Origin of the sequence: Salegentibacter salinarum, from assembly GCF_900168115.1 — a bacterium.
Lineage (GTDB): Bacteria > Bacteroidota > Bacteroidia > Flavobacteriales > Flavobacteriaceae > Salegentibacter > Salegentibacter salinarum.
The window spans coordinates 145,887-172,695 of the sequence record NZ_FUZC01000004.1; the positions used below are offsets into that span (position 1 = coordinate 145,887).

Here is a 26,809-nt window from a genome sequence, read left to right on the forward strand (position 1 = left end):
TTCACAAACATATAAGTGTATTCGTGGCGAATATTTTTCTTCTAATGTCTTTCAACAAATTATTGAATCAATTCAGATTCCAAGGTGATTTCTGTGTTGAGCAATTTAGAAATCGGGCAATTCTTTTTCGCATCCTGGGCTACTTTCTCGAACTGCGCTTTATCAATTCCTTTTACTTTCGCTTTTAAAATCAAATGTGATTTTTTTACAGCACCATCTTCAAAAGTAATTTCAGATTTGGTTTCCAGTTCATCAGGTGCAAAACCTTCTTCGGTTAAATTAGCCGAGAGTTGCATCGTAAAACAGCCGGCATGTGCCGCACCTATAAGTTCTTCGGGGTTAGTGCCAATTCCGTCTTCAAACCTGGTTTTAAAAGAATATTGCGATTCTTTTAAAACACCACTTTGGGTGCTTACAGTTCCTTTACCTTCCTTAAGATTTCCTTTCCAAACTGCGGTTCCATGTCTTTTCATAATAATATTTTTTGTTGATTTCTTTCTAAGATAAAAATCATTATGACTAACCTCAAATTATTATCAAAACATTAACCCCTCTTTAAAAATCATACAACAAAAAAGCCCGAAACCATTAGGCTTCGGGCTCTTCTATATAAGTTAAAAGAACTTACTTGATCTCAACTACTTCAAGATCAAATACAAGGTCTTTTCCTGCTAATGGGTGATTTCCATCTACCACAATAGTTTCGTCTTTTACATCTTTAACCACAAGATTCATTTCCTGTCCGTCAGGGCTCTTGGAAACAAGTCCCATTCCTACTTCCGGCTTAATTTCTTCCGGAAGCTGGCTTTTTTCTACTTCTTGCACAAGTTCTTCTCTTGGCTCTCCGTAAGCTTCTTCTTTAGGAATATTTATGGTTTTCTTCTCGTTCACTTTCATATCGATAAGGCCTTTCTCAAAACCAGGGATAAGCTGTCCTTGTCCCATAGTAAATTCTATAGGCTCACCTCTTTCTACAGAGCTGTCAAAAACCTGCCCGTCAGCTAGTTTACCTGTGTAATGTACCTTTACCGTGTCATTTGCTTTTACTTGACTCATAATGTTGTTTTTCAAAATTATAATGGGCTTTATTAACAATATGCCCGTTAAAGAGTGCAAAGGTACAGTTATAAAATCCGCTTCCAAATTATGACCGCTTTAATCCCGAAATCTTTTAAAAATCTTAACATTTCTAATAAAAATTTATTCTGAAAGCATAAGTACTGAAAGACAATAGCTTAATATTTAAATTGGAATTCACGGAATAAGTAAATACATTTATTAACTCAAAATTTAGAAAAACTTTAATAAGCTTAACCCACTTAACGTAAATCCTGAAACACATGAAAAAAGAAGAAACCTCTAAATCTAATTCCAGAAGAAGTTTTTTAAAAACAACTGCCTTAGCCACGGCCGGGATTAGCATTATCCCAAGGCACGTAATGGGAGGCCCCGGATTTTTGGCCCCAAGTGATAAACTGGTGATTGCCGGAATTGGAGTAGGAGGAAAAGGTGAAAGTGATATAAATAGCTTTTATCAATCAGGAAAGGCTGATATTGGTTTTTTATGTGATGTTGATAAGAAAAGAGCCGCAAATTCTGTAGCCCGTTTCCCCAAGGCTAAATTTTATACCGATTATCGAGAAATGTTAGACAAGGAAGCTAAAAATATAGATGCCGTTTCCATTTCTACCCCAGATCACGGTCACGCTGTGCAGGCTTTAGCCGCTATGGAATTAGGAAAACCTGTCTATGTTCAAAAACCACTTACCCACGATATTTATGAAGCAAGACAATTAACTGAAGCTGCCGAAAAATATAAAGTTGTTACCCAAATGGGGAATCAGGGAGCTTCGGGTGATGGCGTTAGAAAAATGCGAGAATGGTATGATGCCGATCTTATAGGAAAAGTACACACAGTTTATGTTTGGACAGATAGACCGGTATGGCCACAGGGAATTCCGTGGCCAAAAGGAAAAACCACCGCTGTACCGGAAGGTTTAGACTGGGATTTATGGTTAAATACTGCTCCGTATAAAAATTATATTGAAGGACTGGTTCCGTTTAACTGGCGCGGATGGTGGGATTATGGTACCGGTGCACTTGGCGATATGGGCTGCCATTTAATTGAAGCACCATACCGTGTTTTAGGCCTTGGCCATCCAAAAGACGTGCAGTGTAGCGTAGGAAGTGTTTATGTAGATGAATTTCAAAGAGGTTATTTCCCCGAAAGTTGTCCGCCCTCAAGCCACGCGGTAATTACGTTCCCTAAAACCGAAAAAACCAGCGAAGATGTAACTTTACACTGGATGGACGGTGGCATTAAACCAAAAAGACCTGAAGAACTAGGTCCAAATGAAACATTTGGCGATGGTGGAAACGGTGTTTTATTTATTGGTGATAAAGGAAAAATGATGTGTGGTACATATGGTCGAAATCCTCGTTTATTACCCACCTCAAAAACCGACGAAGTTAATGTTGCTCAAAAATATGATCGTGTTCCCGGGGGGGAAGAAGGCCATTATTCCCAATGGGTAGAAGGCGCAATTGCCGGCTATGGTAAGAAAGAATTGAGTTCTCCATTTGAAATTGCCGGTCCGCTAACTGAAACTTTGTTAATAGCAAATTTAGCCATTAGGGGGTACGATGTTAGAAACGAAAAGAAACGCGAAAATGGAGATACGTATTTTGAATATCCTGGCCGCGATATAAAAATGCTCTGGAATTCAGAAGAAATGCGCGTTACCAATTTTGATGAAGCCAATCAATTTGTGCGTAGAGACTATCGCGATGGCTGGAAGTTAAGCTAGAATAAGAATTCAAATTAATAAGTTATGAGAGCCGGAATAATAGTTTTTTTAATAATTATTTATTTCGGCTTTTTAGCTTGTAATTTTAAGGATAAAAATTCCATAGAACCTTCTACCGTATGGGATACCCTTGAAGTTACAGCATCTGCCTATAATTCCCTTAGTTGGCAAACCGGTGCCGGTGGCGCTAATATTACCGCCTGGGGAGATACTTTAAAACCAGGATTAAGAGCAATCGCTGTTTCCCGGGATTTAATTAAAAAAGGCTTAGACCATAATACGCCGGTTAAAATTGAAGGTTTTGACAGCATTTTCCTGGTGAAAGATAAAATGCATTACCGCTGGAAAAACAAAATTGACATCTACATGGACGCGGATGTACAAAAAGCCCGGGAATTTGGTCGTAAAAAATTAAAGATCTATTATGAAGTTCCAATAGATTCAATTTCAAGGAATAAAAACACAAAAGATTAATTCTTAATGATCAAAAAATACGTTTTTCTATTTAGTCTATTAATTTCAAGTTTTAGTTTTAATGCACAACAAGCTCCAGATAGTCTGGATATTAACCAAACATTTGTAATTGGAGTTACACCTACGCCGCCTTTTATAATGAAAGAAAACGGCGAATACACGGGACTTAGCATTGAAGCCTGGGATTTGGTAAATGAGGAGCTGGATTTTAATTACGAATTTAAAGAATATACTTCCCTGGGCAATCTATTAAACGCTATTGAAAATAACGAAGTAGATTTTAGTATTAATCCGGTGACGGTGACCGATAATAGGATGCAGCGAATGGATTTTTCCCAACCATATTTCATATCTCATACCGGTGTGGCTAAAAGAAGTGAATCTCAGGTTTTTAGTTATTTAGCAAATTTATTTAGCTGGAATTTTATTTCGGCAATTCTTATTTTATTAGCAGTAATTTTTGTTTTTGGGTTCCTGGTTTGGATTTTTGAACGTAAAAAGAATGCCGAAGAATTTGGGGGCGGTTCTCGTGGAATTCTGGAAGGTTTCTGGTGGAGTGCTGTTACAATGACAACAGTGGGTTACGGTGATAAATCGCCCAGAACTACCGGCGGACGTATAATTGGCTTAATCTGGATGTTTATGGCCATCATTATTATTTCCAGTTTAACGGCCGGAATTGCTTCATCACTAACCGTTCAAACAATGAACGATGAAATTACCGGCGTACAGGATTTATCTAAATTTGAAGTAACCAGCGTAAGAAGCAGCAGTGCCCAGGAATTATTAAATCTTTACAATATACAGCATACCGAAGTAGTGAGCGAAAAGGAAGGAATGGAGCTTCTAGAGAATAAAGAAACCAAGCTTTTTGTTTACGATGAGCCTATTCTGCGGTACGAATTAAAAAGAAGAGGATTAGAAGATGATATTGAAGTTCTCCCTAAAACCTTAAAAAAAGATTATTACGGGTATAGCTTTCCTAAAAATTCACCTTTATTAAATAAAATTGATCCTGTTCTCATTGGAGTAATGAAAACGATGGAATGGAATACTATTATGGCCGAGTACGAATAACTATCCGAGGCCAAGGTATCCAAGAATTATCCATAGAATTATAAATACCACGATAATTCCTATACACCCGCAGCCGCCACCAAGTTTTTTGGCGCCCCAACCGGCAAGAATAGCCCTGATGATATTTTTCATAATTTTATAGTTTATAGGTTAAGTGAAGACTAATGTAGCTGAAATCAAATTTCAAAGTTTAGAATTAGCAAATATTTAGCAGCATATTAGTACAAAGCCTTAAAAATTCTAAACATTTGTATTTTGTATCTTTATAAAAACTAACAAAAAATATTATGAAATTAAATTCTATTAAAATCCTTCTTTTAAGCGTGTTTATTAGTAGTGGCGTATATGCCCAAAGTACGTCGGCTACTTTAATAAAGAAGGTAGAAGGCTTTAGCCATCCTGAATCTGTTGTTTTTAATGAGGATGAAAATGAATATTATGTCTCAAATATGGCCGATAACGAAGCCGGAGACGGATTTATTTCCAGGGTTTCTGCTGATGGAGAAATTATCGACTTAAAATGGATAGATGGTTTAAAAGACCCAAAAGGTTTACTGGTAAAAGACGATAAGGTATATGTTACCAATAATACCGAACTTATAGAAATTAGTATTGGAAGATCAGAAATCACAAAGCTAATTGAAGTTGAAGGTGCAAAATCTTTAAATGATATAACTGTAGATGCCGTGGGCAATATTTTTATTTCAGATTCCGGTAAAAGTGCTATTTATTTAATGCCCGGCGATTCTGCAAATATGATGGTTCCTGAAGATAAGAAAGGGGAGATTATTGAATATTTAAACACTACAAGGTTAGAATATGTAAACGGACTTTACGCGCATAAAGATCATCTTTACGCTGCTGCCTGGGGGGAAAACACCGACGGTAACTTCCTGAAAATTGATATGGATACACGCGAGATCGAAAAAGTATCTAAAGAAGGAATTGGGAATTTAGACGGCGTTCAACCGGTTGGGGATGATGCATTTTATATTTCAGATTGGGCTACCGGTACAATTTATCTTATTAAGAAAGACGGGGAACTTAAAGAAGTATTAACTTCAGAAAAAAGTTCTGGGGATATTCTATTTGATGCTAAAAAAAATCAGTTGGTTTTACCTATGAATTTTCAAAACTCTGTTTGGTGGTACCAACTTCAATAATCTAAGAATACCTTATCACTCTTAAAATTTTGAAATACTAATTTTGAATAAAAACTAACCTATGGAACTTAAGAAAGACGAAGAAGAGAAAGATTATATTTTAAAAGATAATAAGAAAACTAATTTTGGAATAGGTTTTATAATTACCATTTTACTTATTCTTGTAGTAGCCGTAGTAATTTCCGGTTTTTACTTTGGGTTTTGGTAATGGGGATAACTAACCGTCTAACTGAAGGTTTCTCCTTATAAAATTTTGGATGGGGTAACCACCCCTTTTTTCAGCAAAGCTGAATTCATTCCCCTCCTTTGAAAGGAGGGGAGCTTTTATCTACTTCTTAATCTCATTAATCAATAAAAACGCCTGATTTACGTATTCCTTTTCTAAGAAAAGTGCGAAATAATTTGAGGTTGAGATCATTTCAAAAATTGGAATTCCTTCGTAAGCGAGAAGTTTAAAGAGATAAAAATAGAGTCCAACAAACTGCGAACTATTTTTAGGTAGGGCAATAGTAATGGAAGAAAGTTCTTCTTTAATAGAAACCCGCCTTTCATTCCTGAAGCAATCTTCAACAAGATTTGTAAGACTGGAAGAAACCAAAATATTACTTTCCTGATAATTGCTGGAATAATTAAGGTAAACCCCGGTTTGATCTTTTACCGCGTCCAGCAATTTAGCCTTATTAGCAATAATCGTATTAGAGTTTAAAAAAGTATATTCGGTAATGCCGGAACGTACAACAATATCTCCCAGTTCCCGCAAATGCTGCATATTAATCTTGGTTCGGCGGGGAGCGTAGCGCCTTAACGCCATTATAATTGAACCCTGCTTTACCGGTTTCCGCATTTCTTTTTCTACCTGCGGCTGAATATCTTCCGCGAGTCCGCTAAAATTTACAATATCCCGGGCAATCGCATCATCCAGGAAAGGTTGGTGTCTAATTATATCGTGAACACAGGTAGTAATCGTCTTCATTGTTAAATATTGTACATTTTGTGCAAATGTATATAAATTGATAGATATTTTTTGTTGCAGGAAGCTTTAATTCTAATTATGCATTAAATTATTCCAGCAGGCAAAATTGAAATAATAAAAAGAAAATTTAGCATTAAAAATCTCACATAGTGAGTAAATAATTAGCAATGAAAGTATTAAAGTTTGGGGGTACTTCAGTAGGATCTGTAGAGAGCATTAGAAATGTAAAGAACATTTTAGCTTCAAGGGAAGGAAAGAAAGTTCTTGTACTTTCGGCAATGGCCGGGGTAACTAATAAACTGGTTGAAATTACCGAAAATATTAAGCTTGAAAATTATTCAGCGATCAATACAATTATTACTGAATTAAAACAAAAGCACGAAACTACCATAGATGCTCTTATAGACAAACCTGGATTAAATTCTTATGCCAAAGCTTTTGTGAATAATGTGCTTGAAGGTTTACAGGAAATTAGCCGCAATAAATATTCTGAAAAGGTTTATGCCGAAGTTGTAACTACCGGTGAGACTATGCTCACTTATATTTTCTCTACGTTTCTTACCAATTCGGGAATTCAGAATAACTTCCTGGATGCCAAAGATTTTATGCAGGTTTCAAACCTGGAAAATCCTGATACAGATTTAGTTGGAAAACTATTTCAGCAGAATATAGAAAACCTGGAATCCACTGATATTTACATTACCCAGGGTTTTGTAAGAATCGATGTGCAGAATAATATTAGCACGTTAAAACGTGGCGGTAGCGATTACAGCGCAACTATCCTGGCTACAGCAGTTCAGGCCGAAGAAGTTCAAATCTGGACCGATATTGATGGGTTTCATAATAATGATCCGCGATATGTTGAAAATACACACGCCATTGCCGAATTAAGTTTTGAGGAAGCTGCCGAGCTGGCTTATTTTGGGGCAAAAATTTTGCATCCACAAACAATCTCCCCGGTTATAAAAAGACAGATTCCACTTTTTCTAAAAAATACTTTTACTCCCGATCTACCCGGAACTAAAATTTCGGCTGAAATTCATTCCCGTGGATTGAAAGCGATTTCCGCTAAAGATGGGATTACCGCCATTAAAATTAAATCCAACCGAATGCTGATGGCACACGGTTTTCTGAAAAAGATCTTTGAGGTTTTTGATAAATACGAAACCGCGATTGATATGATTACCACTTCAGAAATTGCGATTTCCCTAACCATTGATGACGACCGGAATTTAAACCTTATTCTGGAAGAATTAAATGCTTACGGTGAGATTACCGTGGAAAAAGAACACAGTATTATTTGCATTGTAGGCGAGGGCCTAATTGAAGATAAAAGTACTAGCCGACTTTTTGAATTACTAAATGATATTCCCGTGAGAATGATTTCTTATGGCGGAAGCGACAACAATATTTCTTTGCTGGTCGATACTAAAAACAAGATAAAGACCCTGCAGGGTTTAAACCATAAATTGTTTGAGGAACAAGAAGTACCTCAATTTGTTTGATTTCTGTTTGTGAACAGGCAACTGTTCCTTTTGTGTAGTGGAACCGCCGGTAGGCTAACCGGCGGTTTTTTTATTTTTTTCCTTTTCTTCAATAAATTTGGCCATAAAATAAGTACTCCTATGCTGATGATGCTGTAGCATTTTTCCTATAAAATTCTTTTGCCTGTAGAAATTTAGATTTTGAACTAAATCAGTTAATCTTTCTGAAAAATCCTGCTGAAATGCTTCTTTATTAAATCTTGAGTTGATAATTCTAAAACCATTTTCTACCGAATTTTTCCAAAGTTTTTCCTCGGAGTATAATCGCACCGATTTCTCTGCAAATTCTTTAGGATCGTTGGTTATAAAACCATTCCAATCAAGTGCTCCGGGAATTCCCTCGGCACCAATAGAAGTTGTGACAGAAGGTGTTCCGCATTGCATTGCCTGGATAAGCTTTCCTTTTAATCCAGCTCCAAACTGAATAGGCGCCAGGCAAACTTTAGCATTTTTCATCACATATTCCGCATTTCTGGCACGACCTTTTACGATAAAACCTTCTTTTTCATTATTCAGATTCCAGACTTTTTGTGAAGGATAAGCGCCATAAATTTCCAGGTTGGAATTCGGAAGTTGTTGCCTTATCAATGGCCAGATTTTCTCCTTTAAATATAAAACTGCATTCCAGTTAGGCTCGTGAAGAAAATTTCCAATACTTATAAAATTCTGTCTTTCGTTAAATGGTGGCAATTTTGCTTTATTTTCGTATGAAATTGTTTCCAGAAGAAAAGGAAGATAATGCAGGAGGTTCTTAGCTATCTTAAATTCCTTCTGAAGCAAATCCATTTCAACTTCAGAAATTATCAGGCTCAGGTCGCAGCGATAAATACTCCCGATTTCCCTTTTCGTTATATCGACATCAAAATAAAGACTTTCTGCAGAAATATTTTTTTTATAAGCTTCAGTCCGGGTTTTTCTGAGAAAATGAAGATCTTCAGTATCTAAAATTTTTACCGCATCAGGGCAAGTTTCATCAACTCTCCAACCAAATTGCTCTTCAGTCATAAACCTATCAAAAAGCACTAAATCCGGCCGAATTTTTTTCAGTAATTCATCAAAAGAAGGATGATTCATTATTATCACTTGAGATGCGATATTCATCTTTTCTAAATCTACAGCAAATTCGCTACGCGCTGCAGTGCTCACAAAGGTGATTTCGTAATTTTCGGCAAGAAAAAATTCTAATAATTGAAGAATTCGGCTACCGGCGGCAGAAGAATTAGGTTCTGGCCAAACACAGCCAATTACAAGTAAGCGACTTTTAGGTAAGCTCATAAAAAATTTACAGAAAAATTAATATCTAATTTGAACTTAGATCTACGCCATCTGAATCCCGATTATCGGGTAAAAGCGGCATAAATTTTTTGTCAAAAATACCTGAAATTAAAGCAGATTCCTAATTAAAGACTGGCCGATAGTAGGAGGGATGCGGTTACCCAGAGCACTAGCGAAACGGTACCGCCAATTATAAAAAAGTGCCTAAACCGATAAATTCCCATTCCATAAATTATAGTGTTGGTTTGGTAGCCAACCGGAGTGAAAAAACTAAAATTAGAAGCAAATAAAACCGATAAAATAAAGGGTTTTGGATCCATTTGCATGCTCGCCGCAATACTTATGGCGATGGGTGTGATTATAATTGCCGTCGCATTATTAGAGATGAATCCGCTTAAAACCATGGTTACCAGGAATAAAATTCCTATTACAATAATATCGGTTTGGTTTTGAAAGATTAGCAATAATTGTTCAGAAATCCAATGATCGGCGCCGGTGTTATTCATCGCTACACCTAAAGGAATCATTCCTGCAAGTAAGAAAATGATTTGCCAATTTACCTGGGAATAAATTTTACCAAGGTCTATACATTTAGTGAAAATCATTAAAAAACAGCCAATAAGCGCACTTTTTAAGATAGGAAAAATAGAAAAAGCTGAAAGCCCAATAACTACTAATAAAATTGCCAGCGACAGATATTTTTTAGTTTTGGTGGTAACCTCAATATTCTTGTGTTGCTGTAAGATGGTGACGTTTTCAATCTTTTGAAGTTCATCCATGGCACTTTCGCTAACCTCTACTAGCAACCGGTCTCCAACCCTTAATTCAATTTCATCTTTACCACGATTAAAAATTCGTCTCCTGGGATTTCTAAAATTTCTTCTTTTTCTTATTGCCAGCGGTACAGCCCCGTGAAGATCATACCAACCCACGGTTTTGATGTTTTTTCCAATTAAAGGTGAATTGGGAAGCATTAAAAGTTCTACCACCTGTACATTTTCTTCCAGTTCTTCAGAATCAGTAATAGGGTCGGCTAGTTTTTTATTGTCTTCATCTTTAATTACGGTAAAACCTTCAGCATCTTTAAGTTTTATAAGGTTTTCAAGATTACAGCGCAGTAAAAGCTGATCGTCTTCTTTAAGGCTGGTGAATTTCCCTGGCCTGTCGTTAATAATCCCGTTGCGCTTAAGTCTTAAAACTTCAATATCATCATTATCGTGCAAAAAAGTTTCGCCAATACTTTTCCCAATTACCTTGGAATCTCCGGTAATAATAACCTTGGTAATATATTCATCAAGGTTATAATCTTCACTTAATTTGGTCTTTTTAGTAGCGGGGAGAAGTTTTGCCAAAGCACTGACTATAACTATGGTGATAATTAAAAAAATTACTCCATACCAGGTAAATTCAAAAAAACTAAATCGTTCAACACCTCTATCTATAGCAACCGCGTTTACAATAAGGTTGGTAGAAGTCCCCATCAAGGTGCAACTTCCTCCAATAATTCCCGCGAAAGAAACAGGCAAAAGCAGTTTTGAATTAGGGATGTCGTATTTAGCCGATAATTCAGTGATGATTTTTATAAAAACGATCACCACTGCCGTAGTATTAATAAATGCAGAAATACTCCCGGCAATAAACATAAATGCCGGGATCATTAGAAAAATGGGTAAAACTCTTAGGTTTTTGAGTCCGCCGGCCAGCCAGTCTATCACCCCGTTTGTTTCCAAACCTATGGCTATAATCATTAAAGCCAGCACCGTAATAGTGGCCGGACTCGAAAAGCCTGAAATAGCTTCTTCGGGACTAACTAAATTGCTTAATAATAAAGCTGCAAGGATAAAAAAGGCAATTTTATCTACCGGAAAAACTTCCAGGGCAAAGAGAACAATTACCACAATTATGATAAAAAACAATATGGCGATTTCGAGGCTCATTATTTAAATTTATAAAATAAAAGTAAGGGAATACCGCTTTGTAGAATTCTTCTTCTGAAAGATTTATGAATTAATAAATCAGTTTAATTTTTTACCAAAGCATATTAATTCATATTTTGAAGGTTAAAACAAAATTATGAGCAGAGGATTTGTAAAAGAAGACGACCAGGAAGAAGCTCCTATTATCCCGCCAAGAGCGGCTTTACCGGCAGGCGAAACAAATTATGTGACGCCAAATGGATTAAAAGAATTAAAAGAAGAAGAGGAAGAACTTATAGAAGAACGCGCCAATCTCGATAAAGAAAATGAAACTGAACGTAGAAGGGCACAGGCGGTTATAGACGGGAATCTTAAATTATTAAGAGAGCGAATTAGCACCGCCAGGATTTTAGATCCTAAAGAGCAACCTGAAGATGAAGTGCGTTTTGGTGCTCTGGTAGAATTAAAACAAAACGGGAATACCCAAAGGTTCCAAATTGTTGGCGTAGATGAGGCTGATGTGAAAAAGCAAAAAATCGCTTTTGTGGCGCCTATCGCTAAAGCAGTGACAGGTAAGAAAGTGGGGAATAAAATTGATTTTAAATTAGGTGAAGAAACCCGAAAACTGGAAATCCTTAAAATTACTTACTAATGGCCGTATATATTGTGATGGGTGTTTCGGGTTCAGGTAAAACCACTATTGGAAAACTTCTCGCTACAGAGTTGAATTTACCTTTCTATGACGCCGATGATTTTCATCCTCCCGAAAATGTGGAAAAGATGAAAAATGGAATTCCGCTTCAGGATGATGATAGAAATGGCTGGTTAGCAGTTTTAGCTGCAAATATTCAAAAAGGGGAGCAAGGCGGTGGCGCTGTTTTGGCCTGTTCGGCTTTAAAAGAAAAATACCGAAAGCAATTGACTTCAATTCCTGAAGAAAATTTAAAATGGATTTTCCTTTCGGCAGATTTTGAGGTGATTTTAGAAAGATTAAAATCAAGAAAAGGGCATTACTTTAAGCCGGAAATGCTCACCTCGCAATTTGAGACACTGGAAGAACCAAATTATGCCATTCGAATAAATGTAAATACTTCTGAAGAAAATATTTTAAAGGAAATTATGGCAAAATTAAATGTTCTTGAAGCTGAAATAGGACTTATCGGACTTGGTGTAATGGGTAAGAGTTTGGCTTTAAACCTACTTTCAAAAAATATTAATGTTTCTGTTTTTAACCGGCACGTACCCGGTCAGGAAGAAGATATCGCTAAAAATTTTGTTCAGGAAAATGCTGAAAAATATACATTTCAGGGTTTTGATGATTTAAAAGAATTTGTTTCGTCTTTAAATCCACCCAGGAAAATTTTATTAATGGTAAATGCCGGTGCTGCGGTTGATGCTGTAATAGAAAGTTTGCTTCCTTTCTTAGAAAAAGATGATATAATTACCGATGGTGGGAATTCCCATTATAAAGATACTTTGAGAAGGGAAAAGACCTTAAAAAAACAGGGAATTCATTTTATAGGTTGCGGAATATCGGGTGGGGAAGAAGGCGCCTTAAAAGGTCCCTCAATTATGCCCGGAGGATCTTTAGAAGCTTATAAACAAATAGGACCGATTTTAGAAAAAATAGCAGCAAAAGATAAAACCGGAAATCCCTGCTGTACCCATATTGGTCCCGATGGCGCAGGTCATTTTGTAAAGATGTTGCACAATGGTATTGAATATGGCGAAATGCAACTAATTGCTGAAACCTACCATTTTCTAAGATATTATACGAATTCAAAACCGACAGCAATTGCCAGTCTTTTTGAAGCCTGGAATAAGGAAATGAAAAGCTATTTACTGGAAATATCCGTAGATATTCTTCGAAAAAAGGAGAATGAAGACTTCCTGATCGATAAAATTCTGGATGCAGCTAAACAAAAAGGCACTGGCGGTTGGTCAACGAACGCCGCCTTAGAACTCGGTGTTCCGCTTGATACCATTACCGCTGCGGTTTTGGCCAGGAATATTTCCGGGATGAAGGAAATTCGGGTTAATGCTTCATATTTGTATAAAAATGATAACCAAGGTGGAAATTTGGAAGAAATAAAAGATAAATTATTCCAGGCCTACAAAACCGCCAGTATTATTAATCACACCGTGGGTTATGATTTACTGAGGGTTGCTTCCTCAGAATACAGCTGGAACCTTAATTTATCTGAAATTTCCCGGATTTGGACCAACGGCTGTATCATTAGATCGGGATTAATGGAAAATCTAGTTGAAATCTTTAAAGATTCAAATAATCATTTATTGCTGAATAAAAATATTTCTTCAGAAATACAAAAAAATCAGGCCTCATTGACGAAAACAGTTAGTATTGCACTTCAGTCTGGTTATGCCGTTCCGGTTTTATCGGCTGCGACTAATTACTTTCTGAATTTTACTTCTGCTCAAAATTCTGCAAATATGATTCAGGCTCAACGGGATTATTTTGGAGCACATACTTACGAGCGAATCGATAGCCCCCGGGGCGAATTTTTTCATACCCAATGGAAAACCTATAATTAATGGATATACAATTACTCTTTGCCGTTATAGCTGGAATCGCGCTCTTGCTTTTCCTGATTTTAAGACTAAAAATCCAGGCTTTTCTGGCTTTATTAATTGTTTGTATCGCGGTTGGAATTATCGCAGGAATGCCCGCTACAGAAATCCTGGAAACTATGAAAGATGGGATGGGCAGCACGCTGGGCTTTGTGGCCACGGTAGTTGGTTTGGGTGCCCTTTTTGGTGGAGTTTTGGAACAATCTGGTGGAGCGCAACGCCTCGCTTCGTTCTTATTAAAGAAAACAGGCGATAAAAAAGCACCCTGGGCTATGATGGTTACTGGTTTTGCCGTAGCAATTCCCGTATTTTTTGATGTTGCATTTATTATTCTGGTACCGGTTACTTACGCTTTAAGCAAACGCACTGGAAAATCACTGTTGCTATATGCACTGCCCTTACTTGCGGGCTTAGCGATAACCCACGCGTTTATTCCGCCCACCCCAGGACCAATTGCGGTTGCCGATATTCTTGGTGCCGATTTAGGTTGGGTGATTGTTTTCGGTTTTTTAGCAGGAATTCCAGCAGCAATCATCAGCGGACCAATTTTCGCAAGATATATTTCCAAAAGAATCCAGATTGAGCCTAAAAGCTTTACCGAAGAAATAGAATATGATGAATCAAAAGCACCGGCACCGGGATTAATTATTTCTATCATTCTTATTCCAATCTTTCTAATTGTGGCAAACACTTTAGTTCAAAGTCCTTTATTTGATGGAATTTCAATTCCGGAAGGGCTTTTGTACGCGATAGAATTGGTGGGACATCCATTTTCAGCATTGATAATTGCAAATCTTGTAGCCTGGTATTTTCTTGGAGTAAGACGGGGAATGCAAAAAGAATTTTTACTGAAAGTAGCTACTAAATCTTTTCAAGCAGCCGGGATAATTATTTTACTTACCGGTGCTGGTGGCGCTTTTAAACAAATTTTGATCGAAACAGGAGGCGGAGAGATGATTGCCGATGCTTTAAATAACGCCTGGTTTAACCCTTTGGTTTTTGGGTTTATTGTTGCGGCATTGGTCAGAATCTTACAAGGATCATCTACGGTAGCAATGATAACCGCTGCAGGGATAACTGCGCCGGTTTTAACGGGAGGCGATTATTCTATGGCGCAAACTTCACTAATTGTAATTGCCATAGCTTCAGGCGCTTCAATTTTGTCTCACGTTAACGATAGTGGATTCTGGCTCGTTGGCCAGTATTTAGGTTTAACCGAAAAACAGACTTTTAAATCCTGGACGGTAATGACCACCTTAATCGCTGTAGTGGGACTGGCTGTTTCCCTAATTATATGGCTTATAATTTAATTAATTGGCTTCAACGGTGAATTCCAGTGTATCTACAATATCACCATATTCATCTATTTTGATTTCAAATTCAATGGGGTCACTCGCGGTATAATTAAGTTTCTGCATTTGCAAAGGGTCAATTTCAGCAGTATAATTTCCGGGTTTTAGTCCCAGGTAAGTGAAATATCCATCTCCTTCGGTTAAAATTTCTTTTACCAGGCTTCCATTTTCATCTAAAATATTTATCGTTATTCTTCCCTGCCCGCTTAGACTGTTTCCTTTTCTTACATACACCATTCCGGCAACTTCACCTAAAACCTCTACTGGTACTTCAATCTCCTGAAACTGATTAGGAACGGTGTGTACCTTTATTTTTTCATTTTTCACTTTCCAGGCAATGTTATCCAGGCTATTAGGATCTACTTCAATAATAATATCTATATAAGGCTGAAGTTCAGTAATTCGTAAAATAGTTTCATCTTCGTTATACGAAAGTCGGCCAGAGGTATTTTTGATTTCCATCCCTCGCACAGCTGGTTCCATAGGATCTCTTTTTCCGTTAGTATTATAATCCAAAAACGGAATAATACTTATAGCAGCTCTTGACATTGCGGTACGATTATTTGCCATCACGTAACCAGTATTATCGTCTAACATTAAACTACCGCGAGCCGATTGTACAAACGAATTATTGCGGTTACCCAACCTGGAAGTCACCGATGTTTGAGCAAAATTGAACGCATACCTTAAACCAATCTCAAAAATATGGGCATTTCTAAGCATATTCTTTTCATAGGCTACGTTTAGAAAACCGTTTTCGAAAACCGGGCGTTCTATTTCCATAATAATATTATTGAACTGATTCCGGCTAAAATCGTATTGCACCTGCGGTGAAAACAAAAATTTATTCGGAAGCCTGTAATTCTGCGAAAGCGAGGTATATATAGTTGGTTCTTTTACACGGTCATTATAAATACCATAGGTGGTAAGGTTGGTGCTAATTCCCATAATAGCACCAGAAAGTAATAATTGCGCCGTAGTGAACTCGGTAGTAGGCATAATGATTTGGTTTACACTAAACCTGCTGAACATCGAGAAGTTTTTACTTCTAATAGGTGCCGAAAAGCTTAATTTTCTTTCTTCCAGGTAATTAAAATTTATCGCTGTCTGGTATTCATCATATTTTATATAATTAAGATCTACCTGGATATTTCCGGGAGTACGGTAACTTAAAATCCCTTCTCCTTTTACGCCGTGCATATATTCTCCTGTAAATAGAAAATTTGAAGCAAAACGAATAGATGAATTCACAAAAGGCATTACTTCGCCACTGGTTACACCTGCAAGATATTCGGCACCACCACCAATGGTTACTGAATTGCTGAGTCCATAATTAAAATTAGCTCTGGAAAAACGGTCAAGGTCTTCATTCTCTACAATCCCGGCGCTAACGGTATATTCCAATTCATTTTTTGGAACAAAATTATACGGAATATTGATCACTCTTTCCTGAATACGTTCCTCACCATAAGGACCATAAAACCGGAGACTAACGGCCGTATTTCCATACATTAATGGCACATCAAACGTGTAAAAACCTGAAGCATCAGCCTGAGTAAATTCAACTAAAATATTATTTACATATAATTCTACTGTCCAGCGAGGTTCGGTATAATCGTTAAGCACGTAAGTTCCAAATGATCTTCGATTTTGGAATGGACTGTTACTAATTTGAACCCCACTAACAGGGGCGAATAGGGAAGAGGTAGCGCGGGTAAAAATTCTACCGGCTGTTACCTGTTTAAAAACCCGGTTATTATTATTTACATAACGCCATTGGTAAAACTGATTTCTGGAATCAAATGGAACCCGAGTGGAGTAATTCAGCATTAAGTTGGTTTCCCCACCAAGAAACATTGTTCCCAGACCTAAGGATAATCGGTTGTCATTCTCAAATTCACTTTGTTGAGTAGTAACAACTCCCCAATCTAAAGCGCCACTTTTAAAAAGAGGGTACCGCCTTTCCATAGTGGTATCAACTTCTACAAAGCCACGAACGCGATTTAGGTTTTCCCTTACTTTTCTAAGTCGCATTTCCTTTATTACCGGAAGTTCTTTTTCGGTTTCCATGGTAACGGAAAGACTTCTGAAAGAGAAATTGGTATTTAAGCCGAAAATCTCGCCAAAAAAGTTCGATTTTAAATAAAGATTTAGCGGAGTTTGAATATAATCTTCTTCCGAAAGCGAAAATTCTTCATTCTTATAAAGAATCCTATTTTCTGAAGGATTTATTTGATATGTAGAATCGGGATTTATAATAAAACCTACGACGCCATTAGTAGTTTCTTCATTTTTAATCTTTAAAAAATCAAAAAGCTCCTTTACCGGAATATAAGCGTCCTGACCTTTAATTGCGATAGGAATTTCAATAGTACCGAGGTCTCGTACATTCATATCCACACTTAATTCGTCGTATTCAGGGAAATCTTCCTGGGCTATTCCTGTAAAAGATAATAACAACAAAAAAATTATTGAAAAAAGTTTTTTATAAAACTCAACAGGAAAAGCGCAGGGGAGGGTTTGCATTTCGCTTAGCGTTCTTACTATTGATGAATAAAAGTTAAAGTAAAATTACCAAAATAGGTGCCCGGCAGCATACCTGAATTATCTGGAGGAATGGTTAAAGTACCTCCAACAAAAACTTCATTTGGGGTTTGGGCATTAGCGGTCTGGGTGACAAAAGTTCGCTGGCCAGTACTAAAACTGTTAATTGTAAGTTTTATTTCGGCTCCGGTATCCTGATTTAGCAAAATATAATCTCCTAAAGTTTCAATTTGAATAATGGTCCCAGGGTTGGCATATACATCAAATAAAGCGGCAGAGACAGGTTCTCCAAAATTTAGTTCAACAATGTCGCCATTAACAGTCCGTTGATCGTCATAACTCACAGTTACATTCCCACCAGCACTACCGGCAGTAAATGAACCGAAATTAAGATTCCTCGAAGTCCTAACTTCCACTTCTATGGGAATAGGCGGATCTTCTTGGGCATTAATTTCAAATACTGAAAACATAAGCAATAACAACAAAGATGTGTTCTTGAATAAGCGTCTATTTTGCATAGTTTTCGTTTATTTTTTTATTAATACTTTTTTACCGTATTGCGCTTTTCCTATCTGTAGGTTAATGATATAAACCCCTTCACTTGTTATTCCTTCAAAAATAACTTCGTCTTTGCCGCCTGCATCTTTTATTTGAAGAATTTGCCCCGTCATTGTACTGGCCCTTAAAATCCCTTCCTGATTTTCTTCTAAATTCATTTTTACCACCACAACCCCATTTTCTACTTCCACATCAAAAGGTTCATTGAAAGCAATGGCAGGACTGGTTACTTTTTCATCAGAAAACATTATTTCAAACCTGGAATTATGAGTTCCTGCTAGAATATTGAAACTATATTCTGGATTATTTCTTAGGTTTTGGCCTTTGCCTTTTTCGTGGTCTATTAAATAAATATTAAAATTTGAATTCAAATTTTCTACCGAGGCCAGGTCAATCTTCATTTCACCATTTTTATCCACTTTAATACCGAGTGGAATTTTCTTATAACCCCTCGCTTCTGGGAAAGGAATAGCATTTATGGCCAGTTCTTTTTTATTTTCGGTTAGAGTATAAAAACTCGGAACGGCGAGATCGGTATTCATCAATTTATGGGCATCCATTTCCTTTTCAAAATTTAGAGTAGCATAAGATGAAAAATAGACAACCAAAGCATCCTGCTGGTTTGAAGTATTAAAGCCGGCCTCCAATCGAATTAAAGATTTTAAATCTTCCTGGGTTCTTAAAAAATCCTGGTCAAAATCGTTTACCCGAACATTATTATCCATTGCAAAGCTTCCGGTTACTACATCCTGGGTGTCAGAATCACTTACTTTAATAAAAAAGCCCTGCATAGATGGAATAATATTAGAAGATTTTCCATCAGTTGTAGATACTTGATTTACATAAGCAGAATAGGTGCCGGTATACTGACTTGTATCACTGGCGGTAAAAAAATAAATTCCGTCGTCAATATTAGTTTTCGTCCAACCCTGGGTAGCATCCCAATCTATAGGGGAAGGGTATGGGTTTCCTACCAAATGGAAACCTCTTGTATATTCACGATGATGATTTTCTAACTGGCGGTTGGGAATAATACCATTATTAACTTCACCACTTAACTCTATAGTTTGTGAAGCGATTGAAGTTCCAAAATTAAGCGCATAACCTGCAGCAATATTTAAACTATTGGTAACCGTGGTATATACTTCCCAACCGGTAGCATCTCGAACAATATCATTTATATTTATATTACGGTTTTCGTTATATCTATAAAAATTTGGAAATCCCGTTATTGGATCTTCTAAATCCAAATATGAAGCAAAATCTCTAACTACTGAATTTTGAAACGGAGAACTAAAATATTTATATCCGAAAGCTTTATCCAGATAGCGTTGCATTTTAACTGTACCAATTACTTGACCATTTCCTGCTCCACTTATGAGCGCTGTTTGTTCCTCGTTTGAAATCAAAATCAGGTTATCTCCAGTATTAAAATTCCCATTTTCCACATTAAGAATTCCGGTAACTTCTATTATAGCTTCTGAAGTCACTCCTGAAGTATTATCGATCCTTAAATTTCGAACCCGGTTATTAAGAAATGCAGCCTCAGGTATTATTTGAGGAGAGGCGCCCTGCAAAGAAATACTTCCGGCTTCAGTATTTAGGATTCCGTTATTGGTAAGAATACCTGCCACTCGTAACCAGTTTTCGTGTACTTCAACAGAAGCATTATTTTCAATAAAAAGATTTTTAGCATACGCATTACCTCCGGTGCTTATTTCAGGATAATTCCCTGAAGCCAAATCGTCCGGTATCAAAACATCGGTTTCCAGGGTAGGTAAGACGTTACAGCTCCAATTGGCGATATTGTTCCAGTTGGTATCTTCGCTTCCTCTCCAGATGTTTTCTCCCTGTACGGGAATATATAAAATAGGGGATTGGTTACTGCAATTGCCAGAGTTTACAGTTCTTTTTAGCCAGATATCCTGGTTTAAAATTCCAGGGTTATAGTTTTGCTGATTATTATTCCCCGGGGCTGGAGCAAAACCAGAAGCAGGCCCAACGGTACTCAATTGCCAGCTATAAGAAATATTATTTCCGTCTATTTCTGTACCGATTACTGTACCTGGATCAATTCCTTTACAAAATGTTTCAGAATAGGTTGCGCTAATATTAAGTCGTTTAACGGTACCTACACAAGGATCTGTAAAAACACCGTTTGTTGCAGGAATAATAGCTAAATTCTCTCCTAGTAAATAAAATTCTGTAACAGGAAGACTGGTATTAGCGTGGCATTCTTCATTAATACTAAAATTGCCTGCGTCATTAAAAGGAGTTCCATAGCTGGCAAAATCTACATAAGTAAAAACCGTTCCTTCGGGCGCCTCTAAATTTACTTCTCCATATTCATTTGCTATTGCTTGAAGTGTGCTTGTATTACCGTTGAAAAATGAAATATTATTATTAGCTATGTTAGCATTGATTGTAATTTCAATTGAATTGGAAATATTTTCAGTACAATTTTCAACGTTTACTTTTCTACGGTACCAGGTAGTTTGAGACACCGTTCCGGGATTGTAATTGGGCTGGTTATTATTTCCAGGAGCCTGGGTAAAACCATTAGTTTCACTGGTGGTGCTTATTTCCCATTCGTAATTATATCCTTTTCCTAAATCTTCTCCAATTAGGCTTTCCGCATCGAATACTCCGCAGGACTCCTGTGCGCCAATAATTCTATTGTTTTCAATAGAATTGATCACATCTATAGTTACCGCTTTATTTGGATTGTTATTTTCACAACCATTACCATCGGTAATGTTGATTATTTCAATAGTAGTATTTTGTTGAATATTAAATGGATAATTAAAATCCCTTTCATTTATAGTTAAGTTAAATTGTTGGCCATTTATTTCTCCCGAAATATTCCATGGACCTGTACCAGTAAAAGAACCACCAATAATAATTTCTCCCGGGCAAATGTTGACAGGGGCTTTTAGAGTCATCTCAGGAGCTTCGGGACAATTGTTCTCTCCCACATTTAAAAAAGCTGTTTCTGAAATAGAAACACAACCATTTTCATTGGTAATTAAGAGCCTGTAGCGAGAACCATCTTCTGGCCAATATCCAACTGTTATAAGCTCTAATCTTTTGGTTCTTGTACCGCTATAGTTTTCATCATTATTGATATCATACCAAGTTGAACTATATGTTTGCCATTGATAGCTCAGATTGTTCCCAGATACTTCAGCTTCAATTATCGCATTTTCACCAAACGCGGCGAAGACATCCTGGGGTTGCTGGGTAATAGGATCGGGGTCAACTTGTAAAGTTGCGGAATTAGAATATACCCTACAATTTTGGTTGAAAACTTCAATACGATATAAGTTGTTATTAAAATTGGCTGGTGTACTTATTATATCTAATCTTTCTGAATTTACATTCTCATAAAATTGATTGTTAGAAAGATCAATCCAGGAAGTGCCATTATCTGCACTGACCTGCCATTGTCTTTGATCATTAGAAGTATAAGTTTGAAAAGAAATATCATTTCCTTCACAAACTACTTGATTTGAAGGTTGGGTATAAATGCCTTGGGGACTTTGGAAAAGATTCAAAACTGCCGAATTAGAGGTAAGGGTGTTTCCATTTCCATCAGAAATTATTACTCTAAATCTACTATCGTTTAAAGAAGTTTCAATCACATTGATACTTAAACTTGTTGTTTGTGTTCCTGAAAAATTTTCTCCATTATTAATATTGTAAAATCCGGTATTACCGCCGTTATTTCTCTGCCATTGATAAAATAAATTTTGTCCTTCAGCAATCACGTTGAAATTAATTGGATTACCTGTACACGTTGTGAAATTCTCGGGTTGATCAATAATATTAATCGGCTTTTCTACAGTAATAATAGCCGCATTTGATTTTATCCTTGCCCTGTAAGCACTTCCTAACCTATTGTTGCTACTGGATAGAGTAGCTATTCTATATATATAATAAGTACCTTCGGTATTAAAAAATGGTGCTAAATTATTATTGGGAGTAAAACTTGAATTTGTAGCTCCGGGAATTTCAGTGGTTTCCCCGCCCTCAACGGTACTGTAAACCCATTGATATCCATTACCAAACCGACTCATCCCGTTTGGAAGATTATTAAATTCGTCTCCGGTGATTGTCTGTCCTGAATTCTGTGAATTAAGCGTTTGAGTAAGATTGTTGGATAAAATATTTTCAATAAGAAGTTGTGGCTCCCCGATACTAATACGGTTTCCACCGCCGTTTTCATAATAATCCAGTACTAAATTACTATTACCAGATAGACTTAGTAGAATATTTTGATTGCGATATCCGTGATCACTCCAATCATTATAAATTAACTCATCATCTACACTTAATCTGCTACCATCATCGGAACCTATATTTAAACTATATAAACCCTCAAGGCTGCTATTTATTCGATATCTTACCGCAAAAGTTTCGGTATAAACCGAAGGAGCGCAAATATCTGTACCTAACTGAAAATTATTAGTATTCCCCCCAAAGTCTTGATCAAAATTTAGATTTTCTATATATCCCCCTATATAATTATTGAAATTTTGATCAAAAGTTATATTTTGGTTTGTCCCATCGTAAACGTGGCCTATCCAGGAGTCGTTACCAGATTCTCTTTCCTGGTATAACGTTGAAGAGTTTATTGTAAAAGTATTGGATAGAGCAGAGCGAGAATTGGGACTTGATGATTGAACCTGTAAAGTATAATTTGATCCACTTAATTCTGCAGGAATGGTTACCCTTGTATTTATTTGAAATTGATTCCTACTCTCTACTCCTGGTGCGGTTTGAGAACTAAATGATTTTATTTCTTGAGGTCCATCTTGAGTGTTAAGGAGAATTTTATAGTTTGTATTGGTAGTAAAAGGTATAAAATCGGTATAATAATAAATAAAAAACCAGTTTCTTGTATAGCCATTTCTTACCTGGAAAGAAATATTTATTTCCTCTCCAGCACAAATTGAACTTGTTTCAACCACAGGTTGTGTGATTAATGGTTCATAAACCTGCCCCTGCACAAAATAACTTCCAAGCATAAATATGCATAAGATAAGAATACGTGCAATGGGGGGCTTGATCATTATATTTTGGAAGAATTAATTTTTACTAATAGCGAAGTGTTTTGAGTATTTTTACAATTCATAAATTTTACTCGCAAGAATTTCTCCCTTTTCTTCCGAATATGAAACTTCCAATTTTCCACTATTCAAATCAACTTCCGTAGCATTTCTAAGCTCAAAGCTAAAAATCCTTTTTACATTAGGGGTATACACCGAAACTCCTTTTACCATCCCTAATTCGGTTTGAGTACCATTAGGGGCAATATGAGTTGCTTTTAAAATTCCGTAGACAGACATATTACCCGAACGATTAATAACAAGGGATAATTTTGGGTACTCGGTTTCGGTAGCTAATGCAAGATCGGTAAGAGTAATATTTGTAGTAGATGTTCCTTCTCTAATAATAATGGGGATACTAATTCCAAATACAGTTTTGATGTTAATGGAAATTCCATCGCTTTCTTCGGTTTCTTCGGCACCAAGTGCAGTTTGATCTTCTACGGCACGAAAATACATATGAGAACGGTATTCGCCCTGTTCTAAATCTCCGGTTCTGGTTTTTTGTACCCGAATAGTTTGGGCTTCATTAGGAGCTAAAGTAACACGTCTTGGAAAATAGCGAAGAAAATCTTCAGCAAATCTCTGACCATCTTCAGGTGCTTCCACCTGTTCAAAATTTCCTTTTTCGGTCATGATGTAATTCACAAAAGAAATAGCATATACCGCGGTGTCACTTCCTGTATTAACCAGGTTTATTTCCTGAGAACGCTCAGAACCTTCGAATACCAAACGTTTTGGCATAATCATTAGATCACCTTGGGCATAAGTTGCAAGTCCTAATAAAGTAAATATAAAGAAAAGGAGTAGGGGGCTAAGTAGTTTTTTTTTCATATCCGTGGGGCTGGATTTTTAGATTATGTCATTGGGTACAAAGATACTAAATAAGTTACCTGTTAAAGAATTCTAAAAGTTTAATTATAGGAAACCGTTACATTAAAGCCGGAGGAATTGGTGTAAAAGCCGGAAGTCTGGTTGGCTTCCAGATTTAAAGTACCGCCAATTTTAATTATATCAATAACATTCCCTTCTTGGGGTTGAATAGTAAACTGATCTATAAGAAGCACCTGGTTAGGGTTTTCCTGGTTGTATAATGTAAATTGTTCAGGAAGACTAATGGAGTAATTGTTATTACCGTGGGTTACTACTGCTTCTGCAGGATTAACGGTTCCTGGTATAGAGTTTGAAATTTGCACCCCGTAAGCCACCCTGGAGCCGTCTGGAGATAAAATAACCTGTCCTGGGTTATAGGCACTTATTACGTTACCAAAATCCAAATCTACCGTTTTATTAATTTTAATAGGATCTATAACTGTTGCCCTACTATTTACAGTCGCTGAAGCCGAGTTTTGCGCCGAAGCACTTAACCCTATTAAGCTGAAAAATAAAATGATATGATAATTCTTCATTAATATTTTCAATAACAATTCGCTAAAAGATTTAATAAAACCAAAAAACGCCGCCACAATGGCGGCGTTTTTTATATTATAAAGTAATTGTTTTACTATTCGTAAGTCACAGTTACATCAAAAGTACCGGTATAATTCCCAGTAGCTTGCGCAGATGCAACATTTAGAGTAGCTCCAACACCAACTGTTTGAGCGCTGCCTGTTCCTGTAGTTCTTCCTTCTGCATCGTGCTTGAACTCATCTACGGTAATATCATCGGTGCCATTAGAAAGATCAACAGATCCCGGTAGGGTAATAGAATAACTAAAACCATCAGCTGCCGTTACATTGAAACTTGCAGCAGTTGGAGTTGTTGAACCAATTTGAGATAAAGTAGAAGTGCTAAAATCACTATCTGTAGCCACTACTACTGTTCCCGCTTCGTTGTTAGCAACTTTACCAAAATTTAAATCTTGTTGGGATGAAATTCCGATAGGACTAACGATATCTGCAGCCGCGTTGGCAGTAGCAGTAGCAGTCTCAGCATCTTGTGCAAAAGCATTTCCAAAAATAAGTGCAACTAGTAGGGTAAAAGTAATTTTTTTCATTTTGAGTATTTTTAGTTTTGATTTGGGTTTCAAAAGTTTAACAGTACAAATATGGGGGTAATCCCCTATACAAATGAAACTTATTCGACAACCAAGATAAAATACTCGTTGAAATGCACTTTCTGATAAATTTTTGATAAAACTACATCGATATCGTTGATTTTATTGAAGAAAATTTAATTGTAGTTAACCGTAATCTGTAGATCGCCTGTAGTTATATAATCTCCCGGTTTTTGGTTTGGTCTTACAATTAAACTGGCACCAACCCTAATAGTTTTACCATCACCGTTTAAACTGCTGCCATCATAATTAGTGGTGAAATCCTGAATTAACATACTTTCACTTCCGCTACTTAACCGGTGAGTTCCCTTTGGCAAACTTATCCCAAATGCAAAGTCGTTTTGTCCGGTAACTTCAAAAGTTGCTGCAGAAACATTTCCTCCTTCTGCTAAAACTAATTCCCCAGTGATAATCCTGGTATTATTTGGTGTAAGAATAACCTCTCCGCCATTTTGAGCATCAATATTTGCGAATTGCATATTAGATGTTGTAGTAATACCTATAGGTTGAATGATTGTGGCAGAAGCTGTAAAATTTGCTGTAGCAGAGGCCTGTGAAAAGACAGGAGACATTCCTGTAAAGAGTAGAATTAAGGTTATTAAATATAATCGCGTCATTAAGATAGGAAATTATAAAGATTTTCGGATTATAAAGATAGCTAAATTCCATCATTAAAATCGATAAAATACCAAATATATCGATGAAATACTCAGTTTTTTATTTAACTTAATTTAAAAACGAAATCTCTTCTTAAATTTTATTTTTTTCACCTTAGGAGAATAGCATTGATGATTCACTAATGATAGAGAAAAATTTCTCTATCCTGAAACCGGAAATTTCATGGATTATGAAAAGAATATGTTTAATTTAGGGGATTGAAACTACCAAAAAAAAATCATATCAATGAAAAACTCTTACACTACCAGCTTAAATCTTCAAAATACAGATTTTGGCTTGCTACTATTTAGAATATTTATTTCAGGACTAATCCTTACACACGGGGTACCAAAGCTCATTACCTTTTTTGGCAGCGAAGAAATAGCCTTTGCAGATCCAATAGGTTTGGGTGAAACCGTGACCTTTACATTTGCTGTTTTTGCAGAATTTGTTTGTGCAATACTAATACTACTAGGCTGGGCTACCCGTTTTGCTGCAATTCCCTTAATTATTACTATGGCAGTGGCAGCCATTATTGTTCACTGGACCGATGGATTTGGTCGCCAGGAATTACCTTTATTATATATGGGCGGATTTCTCTTACTTTTCTTTACCGGTGCCGGTAAATTCTCCCTGGATTATTATCTTTTAAAGAAAAAATAATGAAAAGCGAGCGTCGGGATTTTTTAAAGAAAACCGGGTTGTTAGGCATCGGC

The 26,809-nt window shown here is 36.6% G+C and carries 23 protein-coding genes; 10 read left to right on the top strand and 13 right to left on the bottom strand.

All coding sequences use genetic code 11. The features are described 5' to 3' along the window. Window positions 1-59 precede the first annotated feature (59 nt). Both B5X53_RS06615 and B5X53_RS06620 read right to left on the bottom strand, forming a co-directional pair. Entirely contained in the window at window positions 60-473 is a 414-nt protein-coding gene (locus B5X53_RS06615) for an OsmC family protein (protein ID WP_079712446.1), read from the bottom strand. Window positions 474-624: 151 nt separating this feature from the next. After that, the gene (locus B5X53_RS06620; RefSeq protein ID WP_079712447.1) at window positions 625-1,056 is read right to left on the bottom strand and encodes an FKBP-type peptidyl-prolyl cis-trans isomerase; all 432 of its coding nucleotides are present in this window, start codon (window positions 1,054-1,056) and stop codon (window positions 625-627) included. Window positions 1,057-1,340: 284 nt separating this feature from the next. Here B5X53_RS06620 and B5X53_RS06625 point away from each other — a divergent pair, with 284 nt between their 5' ends. Genes B5X53_RS06625 through B5X53_RS06635 form a run of 3 tightly spaced genes read left to right on the top strand, consistent with a single transcriptional unit; the run spans window position 1,341 to window position 4,358 of the window. Beyond that, window positions 1,341-2,807, top strand: a complete 1,467-nt coding sequence (locus tag B5X53_RS06625; protein ID WP_079712448.1) for a Gfo/Idh/MocA family protein — start codon at window positions 1,341-1,343, stop codon at window positions 2,805-2,807. A gap of 24 nt (window positions 2,808-2,831) precedes the next feature. Beyond that, window positions 2,832-3,281, top strand: coding sequence for a 3D domain-containing protein (locus B5X53_RS06630; RefSeq protein WP_079712449.1), 450 nt, complete (start codon window positions 2,832-2,834; stop codon window positions 3,279-3,281). A gap of 6 nt (window positions 3,282-3,287) precedes the next feature. Beyond that, window positions 3,288-4,358, top strand: coding sequence for a transporter substrate-binding domain-containing protein (locus B5X53_RS06635; protein WP_079712450.1), 1,071 nt, complete (start codon window positions 3,288-3,290; stop codon window positions 4,356-4,358). Here the strand turns inward: B5X53_RS06635 and B5X53_RS19455 are convergent, their stop codons facing one another. Further along, the gene (locus B5X53_RS19455; protein WP_257787182.1) at window positions 4,359-4,490 is read right to left on the bottom strand and encodes a hypothetical protein; all 132 of its coding nucleotides are present in this window, start codon (window positions 4,488-4,490) and stop codon (window positions 4,359-4,361) included. Window positions 4,491-4,645: 155 nt separating this feature from the next. Between B5X53_RS19455 and B5X53_RS06640 the strand changes: the two genes are divergently transcribed. Beyond that, a complete protein-coding gene (locus tag B5X53_RS06640; RefSeq protein WP_079712451.1) occupies window positions 4,646-5,521 on the top strand; it encodes an SMP-30/gluconolactonase/LRE family protein in 876 nt (291 codons plus the stop codon). A 61-nt stretch (window positions 5,522-5,582) separates the two neighbouring features. Beyond that, on the top strand, window positions 5,583-5,729 hold the full coding sequence (locus B5X53_RS19150) for a hypothetical protein (RefSeq protein ID WP_198550769.1): 147 nt from the start codon (window positions 5,583-5,585) through the stop codon (window positions 5,727-5,729). A gap of 120 nt (window positions 5,730-5,849) precedes the next feature. Here B5X53_RS19150 and B5X53_RS06645 read toward each other — a convergent pair whose 3' ends face one another. Next, complete coding sequence (locus tag B5X53_RS06645) at window positions 5,850-6,494, bottom strand: hypothetical protein (protein ID WP_075326967.1); 645 nt, start codon at window positions 6,492-6,494, stop codon at window positions 5,850-5,852. Window positions 6,495-6,661: 167 nt separating this feature from the next. Here B5X53_RS06645 and B5X53_RS06650 point away from each other — a divergent pair, with 167 nt between their 5' ends. Next, window positions 6,662-7,999: an aspartate kinase gene (locus tag B5X53_RS06650; protein ID WP_079712452.1), complete on the top strand. Its 1,338-nt coding sequence runs from the start codon at window positions 6,662-6,664 to the stop codon at window positions 7,997-7,999. Between the two features lie 54 nt (window positions 8,000-8,053). Here the strand turns inward: B5X53_RS06650 and B5X53_RS06655 are convergent, their stop codons facing one another. Next, on the bottom strand, window positions 8,054-9,313 hold the full coding sequence (locus tag B5X53_RS06655; protein WP_079712453.1) for a glycosyltransferase: 1,260 nt from the start codon (window positions 9,311-9,313) through the stop codon (window positions 8,054-8,056). Window positions 9,314-9,438: 125 nt separating this feature from the next. Continuing rightward, complete coding sequence (locus tag B5X53_RS06660) at window positions 9,439-11,250, bottom strand: SLC13 family permease (protein WP_079712454.1); 1,812 nt, start codon at window positions 11,248-11,250, stop codon at window positions 9,439-9,441. 136 nt (window positions 11,251-11,386) lie between these two features. Here B5X53_RS06660 and B5X53_RS06665 point away from each other — a divergent pair, with 136 nt between their 5' ends. Genes B5X53_RS06665 through B5X53_RS06675 form a run of 3 tightly spaced genes read left to right on the top strand, consistent with a single transcriptional unit; the run spans window position 11,387 to window position 15,128 of the window. Next, a complete protein-coding gene (locus B5X53_RS06665) occupies window positions 11,387-11,881 on the top strand; it encodes a GreA/GreB family elongation factor (RefSeq protein WP_079712455.1) in 495 nt (164 codons plus the stop codon). Then, window positions 11,881-13,782, top strand: a complete 1,902-nt coding sequence (gndA, locus tag B5X53_RS06670; RefSeq protein WP_079712456.1) for an NADP-dependent phosphogluconate dehydrogenase — start codon at window positions 11,881-11,883, stop codon at window positions 13,780-13,782. Before B5X53_RS06665 ends, gndA begins: the two co-directional genes overlap by 1 nt. After that, the gene (locus B5X53_RS06675) at window positions 13,782-15,128 is read left to right on the top strand and encodes a GntP family permease (protein ID WP_079712457.1); all 1,347 of its coding nucleotides are present in this window, start codon (window positions 13,782-13,784) and stop codon (window positions 15,126-15,128) included. The genes gndA and B5X53_RS06675 overlap by 1 nt, the downstream gene beginning before the upstream one ends. Here the strand turns inward: B5X53_RS06675 and B5X53_RS06680 are convergent, their stop codons facing one another. From B5X53_RS06680 to B5X53_RS06710, 7 genes are all read right to left on the bottom strand, one after another. Further along, window positions 15,129-17,633, bottom strand: coding sequence for a hypothetical protein (locus B5X53_RS06680; RefSeq protein ID WP_234999243.1), 2,505 nt, complete (start codon window positions 17,631-17,633; stop codon window positions 15,129-15,131). 80 nt (window positions 17,634-17,713) lie between these two features. Beyond that, window positions 17,714-18,232 (bottom strand): DUF4402 domain-containing protein, encoded by a 519-nt coding sequence (locus tag B5X53_RS06685; RefSeq protein ID WP_079712459.1) that lies wholly within the window; start codon window positions 18,230-18,232, stop codon window positions 17,714-17,716. A 9-nt stretch (window positions 18,233-18,241) separates the two neighbouring features. Continuing rightward, window positions 18,242-23,344 carry a hypothetical protein gene (locus tag B5X53_RS06690; protein ID WP_079712460.1) on the bottom strand — a complete coding sequence of 1,701 codons (5,103 nt, stop codon included), beginning with the start codon at window positions 23,342-23,344 and terminating at the stop codon, window positions 18,242-18,244. 51 nt (window positions 23,345-23,395) lie between these two features. After that, window positions 23,396-24,214, bottom strand: a complete 819-nt coding sequence (locus tag B5X53_RS06695) for a fimbrial biogenesis chaperone (RefSeq protein WP_079712461.1) — start codon at window positions 24,212-24,214, stop codon at window positions 23,396-23,398. 80 nt (window positions 24,215-24,294) lie between these two features. Further along, the gene (locus B5X53_RS06700) at window positions 24,295-24,789 is read right to left on the bottom strand and encodes a DUF4402 domain-containing protein (protein ID WP_079712462.1); all 495 of its coding nucleotides are present in this window, start codon (window positions 24,787-24,789) and stop codon (window positions 24,295-24,297) included. A gap of 95 nt (window positions 24,790-24,884) precedes the next feature. Then, a complete protein-coding gene (locus B5X53_RS06705) occupies window positions 24,885-25,376 on the bottom strand; it encodes a DUF4402 domain-containing protein (RefSeq protein WP_079712463.1) in 492 nt (163 codons plus the stop codon). A 176-nt stretch (window positions 25,377-25,552) separates the two neighbouring features. Then, window positions 25,553-26,053 carry a DUF4402 domain-containing protein gene (locus B5X53_RS06710; protein WP_198550770.1) on the bottom strand — a complete coding sequence of 167 codons (501 nt, stop codon included), beginning with the start codon at window positions 26,051-26,053 and terminating at the stop codon, window positions 25,553-25,555. 286 nt (window positions 26,054-26,339) lie between these two features. On the opposite strand from B5X53_RS06710, the gene B5X53_RS06715 reads away from it, so the two are divergent. Next, window positions 26,340-26,756 (top strand): DoxX family protein, encoded by a 417-nt coding sequence (locus B5X53_RS06715; RefSeq protein WP_079712465.1) that lies wholly within the window; start codon window positions 26,340-26,342, stop codon window positions 26,754-26,756. The last annotated feature ends 53 nt before the right edge of the window (window positions 26,757-26,809 follow it).